Genomic DNA, 17,378 nt, shown 5'->3' with positions numbered 1-17,378 from the left:
CAGCAGGTGCTGATCAAACTCAACAGGGCTATCCTTGAATTTTGGTGGTGGTGACATCTGGCATTATTAGGGTTGATTTAAGGCTTATCATAACAGATAAACCTATTCTCGGTCAGGCTCCTAGTGCTTATATAAAAACGTTGAGTCCTGCTACCGACTTTGAAGAGATCGTCAGAACGTTGCAGTTAACGGTGTTCCCCTGGGATGCAGAAAGATCTCTGGAGTTTGCCCTGTTCCGAACCTATGCCGTGCCCTCCATTTCCAGATTGCTGGCCGCAACGGGAGAGTTCAGTAACAATCCCCGCAAACGATATGACGACACAGAGCTATTACTGGCAGAACCTCTTGAGCATGGCATGGACAGTCAGAGAGGGCGAGAGGCCATTGCCAGAATCAACACGATGCATGGGCGTTACTCAATAAAGAATGACGATTTCCTCTATGTTCTCTCCACTTTTGTCTTTGAACCCATTCGCTGGCTGGAGCGTTTTGGTTGGAGAGTGCTGACCAACCATGAGAAACAAGCCTGGTTCAATTTTTATCTGGCTATGGGTCAGAGAATGAAGATTCAAAACCTGCCAGAGTCCATGGACGCTTTTGAACAGTTTAATCTGGCCTATGAAGCGAAGCATTTTGTTTATGCCGAATCCAATCACCTTATTGCCAGCAAGACCAAGGAGTTGTTTCTGGGCTTTTACCTGCCACGAGGGCTTTTCTGGCTGGGATCACCCTTTGTGAATGTACTGATGGATGGTCGTCTGCAAGAGGCTGTTGGTTTCAAGAAGCCTCCCAAGCTCTGTAGTGTGCTGTTGTTGTCACTATTAAAGGCCAGAAAGTTGGTGATGAAAGGGCTGCCTAAACGCCGAAAGCCCAGTCTTCTGACTACCCGAAAAAGGCCCAGTTATCCTATGGGTTATGCGATCAGGGATTTGGGAACAGGGGTGAAGTAATCATCAATACACTGGTCTAAAAAGGGGATGTACCACTTCCGAAAAGCTATACCATGCTATCTGTCGTATGAAATCATGACCTTTAGGAGTTCCAAAAAATTCATGTTTCATGAGTTCTGCAGGAGCAAGTGAGATTCGTCAGGGAGTAGGGTGTGTTTGCAAGGAGCAGCATAAATTTACCTTTAAGAAACAGGCAGGGGGATCATTTCATTCTGACGGATGAACGATTCTGTGTTGGATATGAACGCCTGAATTTCCGTACTGTTTCTGAGGCTTGGGATTTTCTTTTCGAGCTAAGAGATAACTTTTCCCTTGCTGATCAGCTTAAAAAACACCCTCTTTTTAAAACCTATCACCATTCTCCCGACAGCTTCCTGATCAGAGATGCACTGTTTCGTGGGCAGTTGAACGTATTTGTTGTCTATCGTGATCAGTCTGGTAATCGCCACCAAATAGAAGCTCTCTATGATCGAATCAAGATGAAGCCTGGTCAGATCATTGCGAGTGAAAAAACTGAAGCAGTTGCAATTGAACAACGATATCAGAGCCTGGAAAGTGGATGAAAGAAATTCATGATGTTGTTATTAAAGTGAAGCAACGAGGCAGGGCCTATGAAGCTTATCTCAAAACTCACACCAATGACTCGATAGTCGATTGGTATCAAGAGTATATCCAACACTGGCGAGATGAGCGTTGCAATATAGAGGTATATAGATGAGCGTCGTGCTGGATGATGATGGTAAGCCAATACCTCCTGATATTCTGGAGATGATAGAGAGAGACAAAAGAGCTCAGGAAGGCTTGAGCTTTCCTTTTCTCAGCAATAAAATTTCGGGCTCGAGAGAGCCAGAGAAAACCCAGTGGCTGATGAAATACTTTGTTTATCGTCAGGCTGTTCCTTTCCCGACGGATGAAGAATGCAAAGAGTACTATGACCGCATTGATATCGATTCTGATGATGATATCAATCGCTTCAGGGGCGCGCTGTTGGGTTGTGCTCTCGGGGATGCACTGGGGACAACTCTGGAATTCAGAGCGCCTGGCACTTTTGAACCGATTAATGACATTGTCGGTGGTGGGCCATTCAATCTGAAAGCCGGAGAATGGACGGATGACACCAGTATGATGTATTGCCTGGCCCACAGTATGGTTCGAAAAGGGGCTTTTGATCTGGATGATCAGATGTATCTTTATACCCGCTGGTGGCAAGACGGTGTTTTCAGTGTCAATGGCAAGTGTTTTGATATTGGCAATACCGTTAAAGACGCTTTGATCCGATACCAGCGAACAGGCAACCCTGAGGCTGGAGATACCCATCCCATGTCGGCGGGTAATGGCTCATTGATGCGGTTAGCTCCAGTCCCCATCCGTTATTACAACAGCTTTGATGATGCTGTGAAATTTGCCGCTCTCAGTTCCAAAACCACCCATGGTGCTGAAGAAGCCGTGGATGCCTGTCGTTACTTCAGTGGTTTGATCTGGGGTGCTTTGCATGGTGTTTCGAAATCTGAATTACTGGATGGAATCTACAGCCCGAAAGCAGGTTATTGGGATCAGAACCCTCTGTGTCAGTCGATTACTGACCTCGTGAAACAGGCTGATTATAAGAATAAAAGTGCTCGAGAACTGAGAGCCAGTGGTTATGTGATGCACACGCTGGAAGCCGTGCTTTGGGCTTTTTACCACAGTAGCAGCTTTGAGGAAGGTGCCTTGTTGGCTGTTAATCTGGGTGAAGATGCGGATACAGCGGGTGCCGTATATGGTCAGTTGACAGGGGCTTTCTATGGAGAAAGACAAATGCCCTTCAAGTGGATCAAGAAGGTTGAGTATCCCCATGTTTTCTTCCTGAAAGCTGAAGAGCTCAAAGAGCTGGTGATTGCTGATTCAGATTGATGAGCGGATTTTTCCATCAATGGGTGTAATGATTGCCAGGCTGGCTCACCCATTGATGGGTATGTCACTATTCGTTCAAATACAACTCGGCCATACCGTCCAGTTGGCTCTTAATCTCTTTCCAGTTAGGCATCACCTGTGCCAGCAGACGCCAAAACCTTTCACCATGGTTATGCTCGGCAATATGGCAAAGTTCATGAAGAATCACATAGTCAATGCATTCTTTGGGGGCTTTCACCAGATGAGGGTTTAGCATCAGAGTTCCTCTGGCAGAACAGCTGCCCCATTGTTTTTGCATAGGTAAAACGCGGTAGCTGGGAATGCCTTTGACCCAGGTAGCCTGAGGCAGTATGTGGTTCAGTCGTTCATTGAAAATCCGTTCGGCTCTGAACTTGTACCAGTCGTTAACCAAGCCTTTGACCAGGGATGTTTTGTTACTTTTGAACTCAGGCAGAGTGACCATCAACTTGCCTCGGCTCATTTTAACAGAGGCTGCCGCTTTCTCATCTTTCACAATTTTCAAAACATACCGTCTGCCGAGATAGAACTGCATCTCGCCACTTACGTAGTTCTTGGTCTGCACATATTTCTGATGGCTGCGAAATTCGATCATGGCATCCCAGATCCACTTTGCCCGTTTCATCACGGCTTCGTGAATATCAGCGTTATCTGCATCCTCTGGTGTTGTTACCACTACTTCACAGTCCGGGTGGACTCGAATAGTAATTTTTCTGGGTTTGTTTGAAAGGTCGCCTTCAGGATGGCGCTTTCGAATCACTTGGTAAGGCACAGCCTCGTCACCATAGACGAAGCTGTATTCTTCTTTAGTGTGTTCGCCTGAACTCACAGAAGACATTACTGGTTCAGCCCTGACAGCCCTGAGCTCATAGAGAGCCCCAGACGGGTAATTTGCACAACATCGGTGATCAGAGCCTGAGCCTTCTCAACCCCCAAGTCACCGAACAGCAGAGGCAGCAAGCCAATGGTAATCTGGTTTTCGATCTCTTGGGGATTGATGGAGAACTCAGCAACTGACTTCCTCACTACTTCATCAATCTTAACGGCATAATCAAAGCACTGCTCTTCCGTTGGAATATTTTGCCCTTCCGGTGGCAGCTGTTCACCCAGATGCTTCAGGAACAGACCATAATAAGCCTGTACATGTTGTCTGATGCTGACATTAAGGGTTTCAAAGTGATCTGTAGGCATGCCCTCGACCTTGCGCTCCTTAACCTGCTGCTCAAAATCAGCAAACAGCATGTACTGTTTTACGGGCGCATCAAACATCTCCTTGGTTTGTTCTATGGCCTTTTTCAACAGCTTTGAGAAATACTCCTGAGCATAAGGGTCATCTGCCAGATCTTGTTCAATCATTTTAGTAATGCGGCCTGTAATCTGGTCTTTCTTATTACGGGCTTCATCATCGGTCATCTCTTCTGGCTTGGCACTCTTACCCAAGTTGCCAACCAGATATACGCCTTCAGCTTCCTTAACCTCAACACCACCAATATGTTTATCCAGCAAAGCTCGGATATCATCAGTGTACTGGTCGTAGTCAACGGTCTCTTCCGCATCCTCCCGCACCTGCTTGCGAAGCTGGGACATCATTTTCAGAGTGTCCTTATAATGCTGACGAGTGCTGATATAGGTTCCGGGGAAGAGAGCATCGAAGCTTTTGTCTTCAAAGTAAGTGGCAGATTGCAAGGCTACCTTCAGGCAGTTCGTAAATGCTGTCAGAGCAGAATAAAACTCATCCCGCTTTTTCAGATTGGTGTCGGTGAGCTGACCATCAACGGTATCAATTTTTGGAGCAAGAACCTGTCGCAGCGCCTGCCCATCCTGCTTGTTTTTCACATCATCAAAAATAGCCCACAGGTCTGTATAGAGGCTGGGCAGCTTTTTGTATTCCGTATCCATACGGCTATAGAGGCCCTGCAAGTCTTCAATATCAAAGCCGCCTTGGGTGCGCTCAGCCAAGTCCTGATACTTCTCAATGGTGCTATCCAGTTCTTTTAGAATGCCACGGTAGTCAATCAGGTAGCCAAACTGCTTCTTGCTGTGCAGTCGGTTGACCCTTGCAATGGCTTGGATCAGGTTGTGCTGCTTCAGGGGTTTGTCGATATAGAGAACGGTGTTCTTTGGCTCATCAAAACCGGTCAGCAGTTTATCCACCACAATCATCAGATCAGGGCCATCGTCCTTGCTGTACTCTGCAATGATCTCTTTGGTGTATACCTTCTCATCCTGAGTGCCTACGTTCTTCTTCCACCAGTTCTGAACCAGATCAGTGCTCTCCTTGTCCACACTGTCATGCCCTTCACGGGTATCGGGTGATGACATGGCAACCACAGAAGTCACTTTGCCGATTTCGTCCAGCAGTCTTTTATACTGAATGGCGGATGCCTTGGAGTCACAGGCCAGTTGCCCCTTCAACCCTTGCTGCTTGAAGTTCTGGAAGTGATCCGAAATATCATGGGCAATCAGCTCCAGGCGCCCTTCGGTCTGGTAAATCTGCCCTTTCTGGGCAAGTTTTTTCTTCAGGTCAGTACGCTGTTTTTCAGAGAGCTTTTCAGTAATCCGTTCAAACCAGGCATCAATGGCTTGATCATTAGTGCTCAGTTCTGGAATACGCTCTTCATACAGTAGCGGCGTCACTGTTTTATCTTCCACTGCCTGCTGCATGGTGTAGGAGTGAATGATTTTGCCGAACTTGTTTTCTGTCTTATCGTCTTGCAGCAGTGGCGTACCTGTAAAGGCGATAAATGCTGCCTTTGGCAGGGCTTGGCGCATGCGGATATTGTTTTCACCATTCTGGCTACGATGCCCCTCATCGACCAGTACAATCATATCCGGGCTATCGTTGTAGCATTCTGGCAGATTTACTGCCGTACCAAACTTGTTGATGATGGAGAAGATGATCCGCTCATTGCCCTTTCCAATCTGCTCGGCAAGGCGTTTGCCAGTGGTTGCCATGGCATCTTTTTTGTCCTTGCTGGACAGCGCACCACCAGAGGCAAAAGTACGGGAAAGCTGATCTTCCAGATCAACTCGATCTGTTACCACTACTACCCGACACTTGGAGAGTTCTTTCAGCCAGATCAGGGCTTTGGACAGGAACACCATGGTAAAGGACTTGCCGGACCCCGTGGTATGCCAGATCACACCACCATTACGAGCGCCCTTTCTTTCTGGAGAGTCATCAAAGGAAGTAATTCGCTCAACTAGCGCTTTGATTCCGAATACTTGCTGGTAACGGGCAACAATCTTGCCTGCTTTTTTATCGAACAGGGTGAACAGGCGGGTCATATCCAGCAGTCGGTCATGACGCAGTATGGAGGTCAATAGACGGTCTTGATCTGTTACTACCAGATCACCTCCAGAAATCAGGGACTGGTACTCTTTCCTCACCTTCTCTGGTCGGTGATTAAAAATGGCGTCCAGTTGGGTATGGGTAAGCGCTTTGTTCTTGAGCCCCGCAAATTCAGTTTCGTTAATCTCTTCTTCTTTCCATTTCGCCCAGAACTTCTCAGGTGTACCACAAGTACCGTACAGCCCGTCATTCCCATTTATAGACAGGAGAAGCTGGCTGTAAGCAAACAGGTGGGGAATTTCATCCACCTTCTGGTTACGGATATTCTGGGAAATCCCTTCAGAAACTGTGGGCTTACCTTCAGTTGAAGAATCCGGGCGTTTGGCCTCGATCACTACCCAAGGCAGGCCATTCACAAAGCAGACAATATCGGGGATTCGCTTACCTGTGCCTTGACTGTTCTCTACCTCCAGTTCCTCCGTGAAGTGGTAGACATTCTTCTCCGGGTGCTCCCAGTCAATAATCTGAATGGTAGGGCTGGCTTTTTTACCCTCGACAAACTCGGTGACACCAATGCCGTAGGTCAGGGCGTTATAGAGCTTCTCATTGGCTGCTCTTAAGCCTTCGTTCATGGCAGGGTTGGACAACTCATGAACTATTTTGTCGATGGCGGCTGGCGACAGTGGGTGTTCCTTACCCATGAAGGAGAAGGTTTTCTTTGCCAGCAGGTTACGCAACACTTTTGGCAGAATAACAGTAGAGAGACTTCCCCGTTGTGCCAGGCATTCACTGGGCGGGATAAATTGATACCCCAGGTTGGAGAGCAGAGCCAGTGCTGGAATTTTTGCACTTTGCTCTTCCCTGAAATTCGCTAAGACCACATCCGACATTATTCCACCCACTGCCTCAGCACATTCACCGCAACCGGGGCATAGGCTTCCAATTTGCCATTCTCTGGTTCGGACAATTCCTCGACCACCATCTCGATCAGGTCGTTATCGTCCAGACCTTCAGACGGATCAACACCATTGATAAATAACAATGACTGTACCAGCTGCTTTCTTTTTTCTATCAGACTGCGATTATTCTGCTCCCTGTCACCAAGGTTCAGAACCTTTATCGCTTCCACTGCCCGAACCGATTTACCGGCAACCCGCCCACTCAGCTTAAACTCAAACTCTGTTTCACACTCAGGCATAAAGGGGGTAAGAGGCAGAGCCTGTGACCCATGGGAATCATCACACTGTTTAGGGGTAGTACAGCTGGCGACAATATTGGTGAAATCCAGGCTTCGGTTAGGAGTAATCTGGCGGGCTTCAATATGCTCGTTCATGCAATCATGGCTCTTGCCAGATATCGACTGACAGCAATAAGCGCACAGATAAAACTGCTCTTCCAGACAAGCAGCCCGAATATCCTGACGCTCTTTCTCCGTAAGGTCGCTATAGGTTTTTCCTGAGTTTCTGGCTTTCCATTGTCGCAGGCTATCAGGCTCAAACCCTTCGGTTTTACTGATTTTTCGCACTACGCAACTCCTTTTTACGCAACTCCTTTTTACGCAGCATTAACCGGGCTTTGGTCAGCTCAAGATTGGTTTCCGGTAACTCTTCTTCCAGGCTCTTCAGTAGCTGATGAGCCAGTTTGAAATCAGCATCATGTATCGCATCCAGAAGATTATTCAGCTGAATGTTGATCTCACTGTTCCGAATATCGGTATCCATAATATCCAGCAGAACTGTGTTTGCATCTTCGCCATACAATGGCTTCATCTGTTTTAACTCATCACCATCGATCAGATAGGTCAGTACATTTTTACTGTCACTGATCACCAGTGGCGAATGGGTACTCAGAACAAACTGGCAGTTAGGGAATGTTGTTGTCAGCTGGTTAATCAGACTGCGTTGCCACTGTGGATGAAGATGCATATCTACTTCATCAATCAGAACAATACCATCGCCTTTCAGCGGGTTTTCCAGTGCAGGGTTCATCACTGCCAGTCGACGGGCAATATCGCCAATCAGTGCCATCAATGACTTTTCACCCTGAGACAGCTGGGCTACGTTGAATGTGTCACCATTTTTGTCGATGGACATGTGCAGTCTTGGTTTACGTCTTACCCGCAGGTTAGAAAACTCCGGCATAAATTTGTAGATGGCCGAGCGCACAGCGGTCAGTTGTCGGTCTTTTGATGACGCATTTAACTTGGCTAAACGCGCCCAGGTTTCCTCATCATCCTTCAAAAGGGGGCGTAACTGTTCCAGAATATCATCTGAGAAGCCTGACTCATTCTCGCTGTCTTCACGCTCCCGGAACCATTCAAAAAAACGTCTGAAGTCAACACCCTGACTCAAGGATTTGTCATAACCGTCAAGCTGCAAAAACGTGTGTTTGTCTTTAATTTTTAATGGGATATCAAGTACAACACGTTCCACAGAATAAAAGGCGATCAGTGGCAAACTCATCTGCTCGTCTTCTGATAATTGAGTCCGATAGTGATCAGCCAGCGCCTTGGCACCGGAATATTCACTTTTAAATTCACCTTTGCGACCTCTGCGAGCTTTGGCGACATTCCATGAGAAATAATTTGCATCATCAGAATAGCCTTCAGTATCAGGTTCGAAAGGGTTTGTAAAATGGAAAACATCAATATCCATTGATGCTGAATTCTTACTATTCTTTATGACCAGCTCAGGTATAGGGCTGCCCGCACTCTTATCACTCTGAATGCGGGAAACAAGCCAGCTCAGGGAAGTAGCCAGAGAGCGCAAAATGGATGTTTTACCCGTACCATTATTACCCACAAAAACGGTCACATTGCTGTCCAGGCTCCCCAGTGGAGCCAGCGGAATCTCCAGCTTGGAAAAACGTCCGACATTGCGTAATGTCAGCTTTTTAACCTCCATTAATCTTCTCCCTGCTCTGTACCGTTTTGTTCAACCTTAACCCTGCGTTTGCCTGTCAGCAACTGTTGCATAAGGGCTTTTTTTTCTTGTTTGAAAAACAGGTTCACCGTCCTTCCTCCTTTGTCTTCTGGCTCAACAACTGCCGCTGCTGCTCCAGTTGCAAACGCAGCTCTTCTTCACTGGGCAGCTCCAGCTTGTACTTGGAAGCAAACAGTTGCTGGCTGTCGTTCAGCACAGAATATTTGGCGACGGTGTGATTGCCCTGGGAACAGAGAATCAGGCCAATGGTGGGGTTATCATCCTGTCGGCGTTTTTTCTCTTCATACATCCGCACGTACATATCCATCTGCCCCACATCCTGATGGGTGAGTTTGTTCATTTTCAGGTCGATCAGCAGGAAGCACTTGAGATGGAAGTTGTAAAACACCAGATCGATAAAGTAATCGCCATCGTCCGTGCTGATGCGTTGCTGCCTCTCGACAAACGCAAAACCTTTGCCCAGTTCCAGCAAGAACTTTTGCAGGTTGTTGATTAAGGCGCTTTCAAGCTCATTTTCCAGAAGCGGGCCTGCGGGCAGGTTCAGAAAATCAAGAATATACGGGTCACGCAGGTAATCTTCTGGCCTGACGGCAAGAGCGGTTGTCTCCTTATCGGCTTCATCAAGAACGGGGCGTAAGTCCTGCTTGCCCTGCTGTGTGGCGAGTAATCGTTCGTAGTAGAGCGTTCCCATCTGGCGTTCAAGGGCGCGAACGCTCCAACTCTGTTCGGTGGCTTCCTTCATATACCACTGGCGGGCAGAGGCATTTTCTATCGTAATCAGCTTGCTGTAATGAGACCAGCTCAATTCGGCAGACAGTGTCTGCCGAATTGGAAACGCCAGAAAAAAAGCCCGCATATTCCGCAAGTTACGGACAGAAAACCCTCTGTCAAACTCCCGGCTCAGAGTGTCGGACAGTTTTTTCAGCACCTCTTTCCCATAAGTCGCCCGCCGCTCTCCCTGTTGTTCATCTTCAACAATCAGGCGACCAATTTCCCAGTAGGTCTGCACCATGGCGGCATTGACCGTCGTTACCACCCGCTGGCGACCTTGGGTCAGCAGCTCACGGATACTGTTAAGCAGCTTGTCGTGCTGGCTTTCGCTCATCAGGCGGCCTCCTGTGCTTTCACTTTGACCCGGCGTTTGCCTGTGAGCAATTGTTGCATCAGGGCTTTTTTTTCTTGTTTTAGGTGGGTGAGTTTGGTTTCAAAAGACTCAATTTCTTTGCTAGCAGCGGTCAGGACAGAAGCAATTTTCCACTGTTCCTCCACAGGGGGAAGTGTGATTTTCAAGGGAGCCAAATCTTTGAGATAAATTCTTACCCTGACACTGCCATTACCAGCTCTGACCATAAAGTCATTCCAGCTATGGGAAGAACGAAAATGATTAAAATAATCTGTAAGAAGTAAATCTTCATTGCAGCTAAATACCACGTAATCAGGACTTACAAGACAATCTTCACTTTCTGTCCATCTACATATAGAGCCAACATTTAGCCTCATGGGGTTGTATGCGAACCAGTTGTTCCGAACCACTTTACAACGCTCTACGCTCTCTCCCTTTACTTGATCCTTCATTGGCACCATGCCATGCGCCTTAGTCACAGACCGCAAGTCTCCATGATTCATCAAGAGATTCTTGTTTCGTCGGGATGATCCCGATAAGCATTCGTACAAACTTTTGGTTTGCCACTCTCCCTGAAACCCAGCAAAGCGCTTTTTCCCAGTCAGTAACTGTTGCATCAGGGCTTTTTTCTGCTGCTTGCTGGCCTTAATCAGCTTTTCTGTGGTTGTGATGGCTTTATCCCAGGTGGTGAGGATTTTGGCGATTTTTTTCTGCTCTGCAAGTGGGGGTACAGGAACCTTAAGGGATTTAACAAGCCCTCCACTTAAGTTACTCTGACCAGCCGAGTTACTATAGCCTCGGATATTTTTATATTGGCTTTGGAGAAAATTAAAATAGTAAGCTGGGTGCTGTTCCTGATTAAAAATAATGGCTGCACAATTCTGGTTGGTCGAAGCTTCAAAGTTCAACAGTGCAACCTGCCCCCTTGTTTTCCCTTGTCCAATCATCGCTAAAAGGACTGTTCCTTTCGGGAATAGCTTGGCTGATGACTTTTCAAGCCCAAGCCGTGTAATGAAAACCTCTGTGTCCTCAGGGTTAATTATACAGTTTTGTACTTCAGTAGTTCTGATCCATGGGATGTTACCATCCTCCCAGTACTCATCATGTTTTTTGCTGGGTGTGCCGCCAGAAGTAACCTTTGCGATATCTTCAAGACTTTTTATGTCCCATCCATTAGGCACCATAACCCAACTCCTTCAGGTATCCCGCCATTACCGCTTCCAAACCAGCCAGTTCAGTCACTTCGCAAGAAAGGTGCGACACTGTCGCACTCATTTTATTTGTCATGGTTTGCCGCCTCCAGAACGGCGGATAGCTCACTTTCCAGCTCTTCAATCGTGGGTAAACTGGAGCGCAGGTCTTCGGGTAGCTGACGAGACAGGGTTTGCTGCCAGTTGGCGACACCAATGGGTTTGTTATTCCCCGACAGGGCGTATTCAACGATCAGGTTGTTTTTCTCTTTGACCAGCAGTATACCAATGGTGGGCTGGTCGGTATCGTGGCACATCTGGTCATCAATGACGGCCTGGTAGAGATGAATTTTGCTGACAAATTCTGGCTTGAAAGAGCCTGTCTTCAGTTCCACAACCACATAGCAGCGCATTTTCAGGTGGTAGAACAGCAAATCTGCGTAAAAGTCCTGATCACCCAGTTCAAGGTGTACCTGCCGTCCGACAAAGGCAAAGCCCTGGCCAAGTTCCACCAGAAACTGTTCCAGGTGCTGCAACAGACGATTTTCTAGCTCAGCTTCCCGTTTAGGCGCATCCAACCCTATAAAATCAAACAGATAAGGATCTTTGAATAGCTGGGTCGCCATATCCGATTGAACGGGTGGCAGGGTTTCAGGAAAGTTGTTAATGCTTTTTCCCCGCCGGTCAAACTCGTTGCTGTCGATATGTACCACCAGCATATCCCGGCTCCAGCCTTGTTCCAGGGCTTCCTTGGCATACCAGACCCGGGCGTCAGGCTCGCTGACCTTGTCCAGCAGGGCGCAATTACTGCGCCAGGGCAATTGTGCAACGGTGCGTTGCACAATTTCAATGTCAGGCCAGCTGGCGGCAAATTTTGCCATATATTTCAAATTTCTGGGGCTGAACCCGGACAGCGAAGGCAGCTGTTTTTTCAGGTCTTGTGACAGGCGATCAATGACCTTTGCTCCCCAGCCAGCCTTCTGCTGTTTGGTTAAAATCTGTTGTCCCAGGTGCCAGTAAAGGAGAAGTTGCTCCACATTGACTTTTTGCAGGGCTGTAACTCTTCGGCTGGCAATGGTTTCAACCATCAGGGCCAGAAAGTCGGGATAATCACCGGGCAGGTTGTTCAGGGGCTCGCCCACAGGAAAGCAAACACCTTGACGTTTGGGGTCCACTCGCTGCTTGCGTTTGCCTTGTTTATTACCCTTATCACTCATACCCAAGCTCCTCCAGGTAACCTTGCATTTCTTCTTCTAAATCCGCCAGCTCCAGTTGCAACGCCAGTCGCTCAGAGCGAACCGCCATCAGGTCAATCTCTTCTTCCTCCTCAAAAGTGTCCACATAACGGGGAATATTCAGGTTGTAATCGTTCTCCTGAATCTCTTCCAGGGTGGCAAGATAAGCGTATTTATCCACTGTCTGGCGATCCTGGAAGGTATCGACAATCTTCTGGATATTATCGGTGGTTAGCAGGTTCTGATTTTTACCAGACTGGAACTCACGGGAGGCATCAATAAACAACACCTTGTTGTCGACTTTCTGTTTACGGAAGATCAGGATAGCGGCAGGGATGCCTGTGCCGAAGAAGAGTTTTTCCGGTAGACCAATCACAGTATCCAGCAGGTTTTCATCAATCAGCTGCTTGCGGATTTTGCCTTCAGAGGATGCCCGGAATAGCACACCGTGAGGCACAACCACACCCATACGCCCCCCTTGTTTTGATGAAGAGCGTGGCTTCAGGGTTTCAATCATATGGGAGATAAAGGCGTAATCGCCTTTAGTCTTGGGCGGAATACCACGGCGGAAACGACCGAATGGATCATGTCCTGCATCTTCATGGCCCCACTTATCCAGCGAGAACGGCGGGTTGGCTGTCACCACATCAAAGTGCAGCAGGCCGCCCTGATTGTGTGAAGAGGTGTCCTGAAGTTTAGGGTTGCGGATAGTATCTCCCCACTCAATACGGTGGTTATCTTCACCGTGCAGGAACATATTCATCTTCGCTAGAGACCAGGTAGAACCAATGGCTTCCTGGCCAAACAGGGCATATTGCTTGGAACCGTTATGCTTCTTCTGCACCTGCTTGCCGCACTTCATCAGCAGAGAGCCGGACCCACAGGCCGGGTCACAAATCTGGTCGCCTTCTTCAGGCTCCAGCAGGATAGAGAGCAGGTCAGACACTTCTGGCGGGGTATAGAACTCCCCAGCGGATTTACCACTGCCTGCGGCAAAGTGTTTGATCAAATATTCGTAGGCGTTACCAATGACATCCAGCGAACCAACACGACTGGGGCGCAGGTTCAGGGTCTCTTTGCCAAAGTCTTCCAGCAGGTGACGCAGGATATCGTTCTTCTGTTTTTCATCACCCAGCTTGTCGGTGTTGAAGCTGATGTCCTGAAACACATTCTTCAGCTTGGTGCCGTTGGCTTCTTCAATGGCATGCAGCGCTTGGTCAATACGGCTACCGTTACCGGCTTCATGACGGTGTTCGTACAAATCCCAGAAGGTGCTGCCGGTAGGGATTTTAAACGACTGGCTCGCCATCATCGCTTCAATCATGGCGGGGTTATCACCAAACTGCTTGCTGAGTTCATCTACCTTGTCCTGATGCACATCAGAGATGTATTTCAGGAACAGCATGGTGAGGATGAAGTCTTTGTAGATCGACGGATCAACAGTTCCACGAAAGGTGTCGCATGCCTTCCAGACAGTGGCGTTGATCTCTTGCTGATTGATCGGCGGCTGTTTGTTTGAAGAGAGGGGCATATCTTTTCTCAGTTAATGGCCTGAAGAATTTGAAATTAATTCGTTGGCAATGGCGTTCAGCTGTTGCTGTCTGTTAGCTATCAGCCTGTGCAGCAAGGCGTGTTCACGAATACTGGCTGCATACATACTGGCGATGGTGTTCTGGGTTTCTATATCTGGCAAAGATACCGGTGCAGATGCAAGCACAGGCTTGCGAATACTGATCTGGTGACTGCCTTCTGCACTTTGTCTGAAGTAACGCTGAACAGGTGCCTGGTTGATCTGCCAGGTCAGGAATTCCGCATTAACCCGCTCTTTATGTTCCGGTTTGATGCGAAGCAGGAACAAAGCCGGTGACAGCGTTGTTTTTGATAAATTGCAGGAAACATAACTGGCAATATGCCGCTGACCTTTGCTGATAAATACAATATCACCCGCTTGCAGCCAGTCTGGCTGTCGCTTGCCTGTCAGCTCAGTAGTAATCAGATTATGGCTTTGTAACTCACCCAGATCGGAAATGTCCTTAGCCTGTACGGCTCTGACGCTTCCGTCCGTCTTTGATTCGATTGCACCACGAAAAGGGTAGCCTGCCTGCAGGGTAACCAGTTCTGATAAGGCGACAGTTGTTTTGCACGGGTCGTCAGACGTTATTTCAGCAGTTGGCACTTTGGGTGCAACTCCAATGTTGATGATGATTTCAGTCTGACAATATTAGGAGAGTAATGCAATTAAAAAAATGCAGTATTGGTATGGTGTAAAAATAATTTGAGATGCAAATGCATCCTGATGAGACGCTCTGGCTTTAACGCTAATTGGTTTTGAATTTTGAGCAGGTTGTAGACCTCGGGCCCAACTGGGTGCATGCTGTCGCCTTTAACGTCAGGAACTCACAGGACGGGGAGAACATGACAAAAAGAGTGGCTCTGGTATTGGGCAGTGGCGGTGCCCGGGGCTATGCCCATGTTGGGGTAATCCGGGAGCTGGAAGCCAGAGGGTACGAAATCACGGCCATAGCCGGTGCTTCCATGGGATCGCTGGTCGGTGGTCTCTGGGCAACGGGTAAGCTGGATGAATACTGTCAGTGGGCGGAAACTATCGATTCTTTCGAGATTATCCGATTGCTGGATATCTCTCTGGGACGTCCGGGGGTCATCAAAGGCGATCGCCTGTTTGAACGCATGCGGGAGATTATCGGCGATTGTCGTATAGAAGATCTGCCGGTTCCCTATACGGCGGTGGCCACCAGTCTGACCACCCGTAAGGAAGTCTGGTTTCAACGGGGCGATCTGGTGACGGCTATTCGTGCTTCCAGTGCGATTCCTTCTTTATTCAGTCCGGTAGAAATGCATGGCCAGGTACTGGTGGATGGAGGAGTTCTGAATCCTCTGCCTATGGCACCAGCAGGGTCGGCGCTGGCTGATATGGTGGTGGCTGTTGATCTTCTTGGGGCTCCATTCCAGAAGAGTCAGGCAATGGAACCTGAAGAAAAGGGTAATAAGTCTATCTTTGATGGCCTGATCGACAAGCTGATGGGGGGCAGTGAAAGCAAAAAGTCCCAGGATGAGCTCAGTGCCTCCATGAGTCTGATGGAAGTTTCCAACCAGTCTATGGAAGTCATGCAAGAGTCTCTGTCTCGTTACAAGACGGCTGGTTATCATCCGGATGTACTGGTTAACGTGCCTCGTAATATCTGTCAGTTCTACGAATTTCACCGCTTTAACGAAATTGCGGCCATTGGCAGACAGTTGGCTATTGATGCTCTGGATCAATGGGAATCCCGCCATCAGGGTGAACCTGCACTGCTTCTGGAAGCTGAACCGCTCTCTTCCTGAAAAATAAATTCAACCGCCGGGACTAAAAACAGAAAAGCCTTCGTCTAATCAGGCAGATGAGTTCAAAACGAGCTCACTGTCTGAAATTTTATATAAGGTCTTTTTATGAAATCGGTTGTTTCCTTTTCTTTCTCAAAAGTACTGGCTGCATTATTGGCTGTGTTCATGATGATGAGCTTTAGTCCGTTTTCTCTGGCTGAGCAAAAGCGTCTGAGTGATGAGCAGAGAGTCGAATTTCTTGAAAATCTAAAAGCTATCCAGGCTCGTTTAAATCTTTCTACTGATCAGGAGCAACAGATGTTGTCTCTGCTCCGTGAAGGTGGCGAACAGCGTAAGAGTATTCTGAAAACTTATGGCGTAGAAAGGGACAAGAAAACCCTCAAGGATCTGAGCTTTTTTGACAAGCGTGCTCTTGGCAAGGATATGAAACGTGTTCGTGAGCAAAGCACTGAAAAAGCCAAGGGCATTCTGACAGTCGATCAGTTCAAGGAATTTCAGAAGATACAGCAAGAGCAGAAAGACCGGATGAGAGAAAAACTGCGCAACCGCAGCTGACGGAGGACATGACAATGGAACCGGTAACTCTGAGTGGAGGGATTGGCTTTCTGGTGTTGATGGCCACTTTCATAGTATTGGAAGCGTTCTGGCTCATTTTACGTCGAAAAGATTCTTATCCCTGGCAAGAAGCGATGGCCTCTTTTTCAGTGGCCATTATCAAGCGTTTAATTGATGCGGCTACAGCGGGTGTTGCTCTGGGGTTTCTGTTCTGGGTTTACCACTTCCGCTGGTGGACCCAGGAGATCAACAGTCTCTGGATGGGGTTGCTGCTTTTCCTGCTGGTCGAACTTTTCTATTACTGGCACCATCGTTGGACTCATGAAATTCGGTGGCTTTGGGCGAATCACAGCGTGCATCATACCCCGATGCATATGAATCTTTCAGTAGCGGGCAGTAGCGGGCAGTAGCGGGCAGTAGCGGGCAGATTGGGATGGACGGGATTGATCTCAGGAACGGTGTTGTTTTTCTCACCGTTAGTACTGATGGGTTTTCATCCCATTGCCGTTGTGTTGGCATTGGGAGCAGGGCTTTTCTACCAGATCTGGATTCATACGGAACTGATTGGCAAGCTGGGACCGCTGGAGTGGGTATTGAATACGCCTTCTCATCATCGGGTCCATCATGGCTCAAACAGAAAGTACCTGAACAAGAATTATGGCGGGGTTTGAAACAGTATTGAGTAATCTATGATTATCTATCATAATCTCGTACTATGGATAAGAGATTAGTCAAGATTGGTGAAGCAGCTCGCTTGCTGGGTACTGACCACTCAACATTGAGGAAGTGGGAGAGTACAGGCGAGTTGCTTCCAGCCAGAAAGACCAAAGGCGGTACA

At 48.0% G+C, this 17,378-nt stretch carries 15 protein-coding genes and 1 pseudogene; 7 read left to right on the top strand and 9 right to left on the bottom strand.

The window, feature by feature from the left end; genetic code table 11:
• Positions 1–140: 140 nt before the first annotated feature.
• From ACR2PX_RS17880 to ACR2PX_RS17870, 3 genes are all read left to right on the top strand, one after another.
• A complete protein-coding gene (locus ACR2PX_RS17880) occupies positions 141–950 on the top strand; it encodes an oxygenase MpaB family protein (RefSeq protein WP_434000719.1) in 810 nt (269 codons plus the stop codon).
• A gap of 152 nt (positions 951–1,102) precedes the next feature.
• A complete protein-coding gene (locus ACR2PX_RS17875; protein WP_434000718.1) occupies positions 1,103–1,513 on the top strand; it encodes a hypothetical protein in 411 nt (136 codons plus the stop codon).
• Positions 1,514–1,664: 151 nt separating this feature from the next.
• Positions 1,665–2,843 (top strand): ADP-ribosylglycohydrolase family protein, encoded by a 1,179-nt coding sequence (locus tag ACR2PX_RS17870; protein ID WP_434000717.1) that lies wholly within the window; start codon positions 1,665–1,667, stop codon positions 2,841–2,843.
• A gap of 67 nt (positions 2,844–2,910) precedes the next feature.
• On the opposite strand, the gene ACR2PX_RS17865 is transcribed toward ACR2PX_RS17870, so the two are convergent.
• From ACR2PX_RS17865 to ACR2PX_RS17825, 9 genes are all read right to left on the bottom strand, one after another.
• Positions 2,911–3,699, bottom strand: coding sequence for a M48 family metallopeptidase (locus ACR2PX_RS17865; RefSeq protein ID WP_434000716.1), 789 nt, complete (start codon positions 3,697–3,699; stop codon positions 2,911–2,913).
• A complete protein-coding gene (locus tag ACR2PX_RS17860) occupies positions 3,699–7,043 on the bottom strand; it encodes a type I restriction endonuclease subunit R (protein WP_434000715.1) in 3,345 nt (1,114 codons plus the stop codon). Before ACR2PX_RS17860 ends, ACR2PX_RS17865 begins: the two co-directional genes overlap by 1 nt.
• The gene (locus tag ACR2PX_RS17855; RefSeq protein ID WP_434000714.1) at positions 7,043–7,678 is read right to left on the bottom strand and encodes a hypothetical protein; all 636 of its coding nucleotides are present in this window, start codon (positions 7,676–7,678) and stop codon (positions 7,043–7,045) included. Before ACR2PX_RS17855 ends, ACR2PX_RS17860 begins: the two co-directional genes overlap by 1 nt.
• Entirely contained in the window at positions 7,662–9,056 is a 1,395-nt protein-coding gene (locus ACR2PX_RS17850) for an AAA family ATPase (RefSeq protein ID WP_434000713.1), read from the bottom strand. The genes ACR2PX_RS17855 and ACR2PX_RS17850 overlap by 17 nt, the downstream gene beginning before the upstream one ends.
• Positions 9,057–9,159: 103 nt before the next feature.
• Entirely contained in the window at positions 9,160–10,200 is a 1,041-nt protein-coding gene (locus ACR2PX_RS17845) for a PDDEXK nuclease domain-containing protein (protein WP_434000712.1), read from the bottom strand.
• Positions 10,200–11,402: a restriction endonuclease subunit S gene (locus tag ACR2PX_RS17840; RefSeq protein WP_434000711.1), complete on the bottom strand. Its 1,203-nt coding sequence runs from the start codon at positions 11,400–11,402 to the stop codon at positions 10,200–10,202. Before ACR2PX_RS17840 ends, ACR2PX_RS17845 begins: the two co-directional genes overlap by 1 nt.
• 92 nt (positions 11,403–11,494) lie before the next feature.
• Positions 11,495–12,625: a PDDEXK nuclease domain-containing protein gene (locus ACR2PX_RS17835; protein ID WP_434000710.1), complete on the bottom strand. Its 1,131-nt coding sequence runs from the start codon at positions 12,623–12,625 to the stop codon at positions 11,495–11,497.
• Positions 12,618–14,174, bottom strand: coding sequence for a type I restriction-modification system subunit M (locus tag ACR2PX_RS17830; protein WP_434000709.1), 1,557 nt, complete (start codon positions 14,172–14,174; stop codon positions 12,618–12,620). The genes ACR2PX_RS17835 and ACR2PX_RS17830 overlap by 8 nt, the downstream gene beginning before the upstream one ends.
• Before the next feature lie 12 nt (positions 14,175–14,186).
• Positions 14,187–14,819, bottom strand: coding sequence for a restriction endonuclease subunit S (locus tag ACR2PX_RS17825; RefSeq protein ID WP_434000708.1), 633 nt, complete (start codon positions 14,817–14,819; stop codon positions 14,187–14,189).
• Positions 14,820–15,058: 239 nt separating this feature from the next.
• On the opposite strand from ACR2PX_RS17825, the gene ACR2PX_RS17820 reads away from it, so the two are divergent.
• The 4 genes and pseudogenes from ACR2PX_RS17820 to ACR2PX_RS17805 form a co-directional block, all read left to right on the top strand.
• A complete protein-coding gene (locus tag ACR2PX_RS17820) occupies positions 15,059–15,985 on the top strand; it encodes a patatin-like phospholipase family protein (RefSeq protein WP_434000707.1) in 927 nt (308 codons plus the stop codon).
• Between the two features lie 105 nt (positions 15,986–16,090).
• The gene (locus ACR2PX_RS17815) at positions 16,091–16,540 is read left to right on the top strand and encodes a hypothetical protein (RefSeq protein ID WP_434000706.1); all 450 of its coding nucleotides are present in this window, start codon (positions 16,091–16,093) and stop codon (positions 16,538–16,540) included.
• 8 nt (positions 16,541–16,548) lie between these two features.
• Positions 16,549–17,211: pseudogene (locus ACR2PX_RS17810) on the top strand (sterol desaturase family protein).
• Between the two features lie 44 nt (positions 17,212–17,255).
• Positions 17,256–17,378, top strand: a 123-nt coding sequence (locus tag ACR2PX_RS17805; protein WP_434000720.1) for a MerR family transcriptional regulator, incomplete at its 3' end; no start/stop codon positions are given.

The sequence above is a fragment of the Endozoicomonas sp. genome (assembly GCF_051008435.1).
Lineage (GTDB): Bacteria > Pseudomonadota > Gammaproteobacteria > Pseudomonadales > Endozoicomonadaceae > Endozoicomonas_A.
The sequence above is the reverse complement of the archived record's forward strand: the minus strand, read 5'-3'. Positions and strand labels throughout refer to the sequence as shown.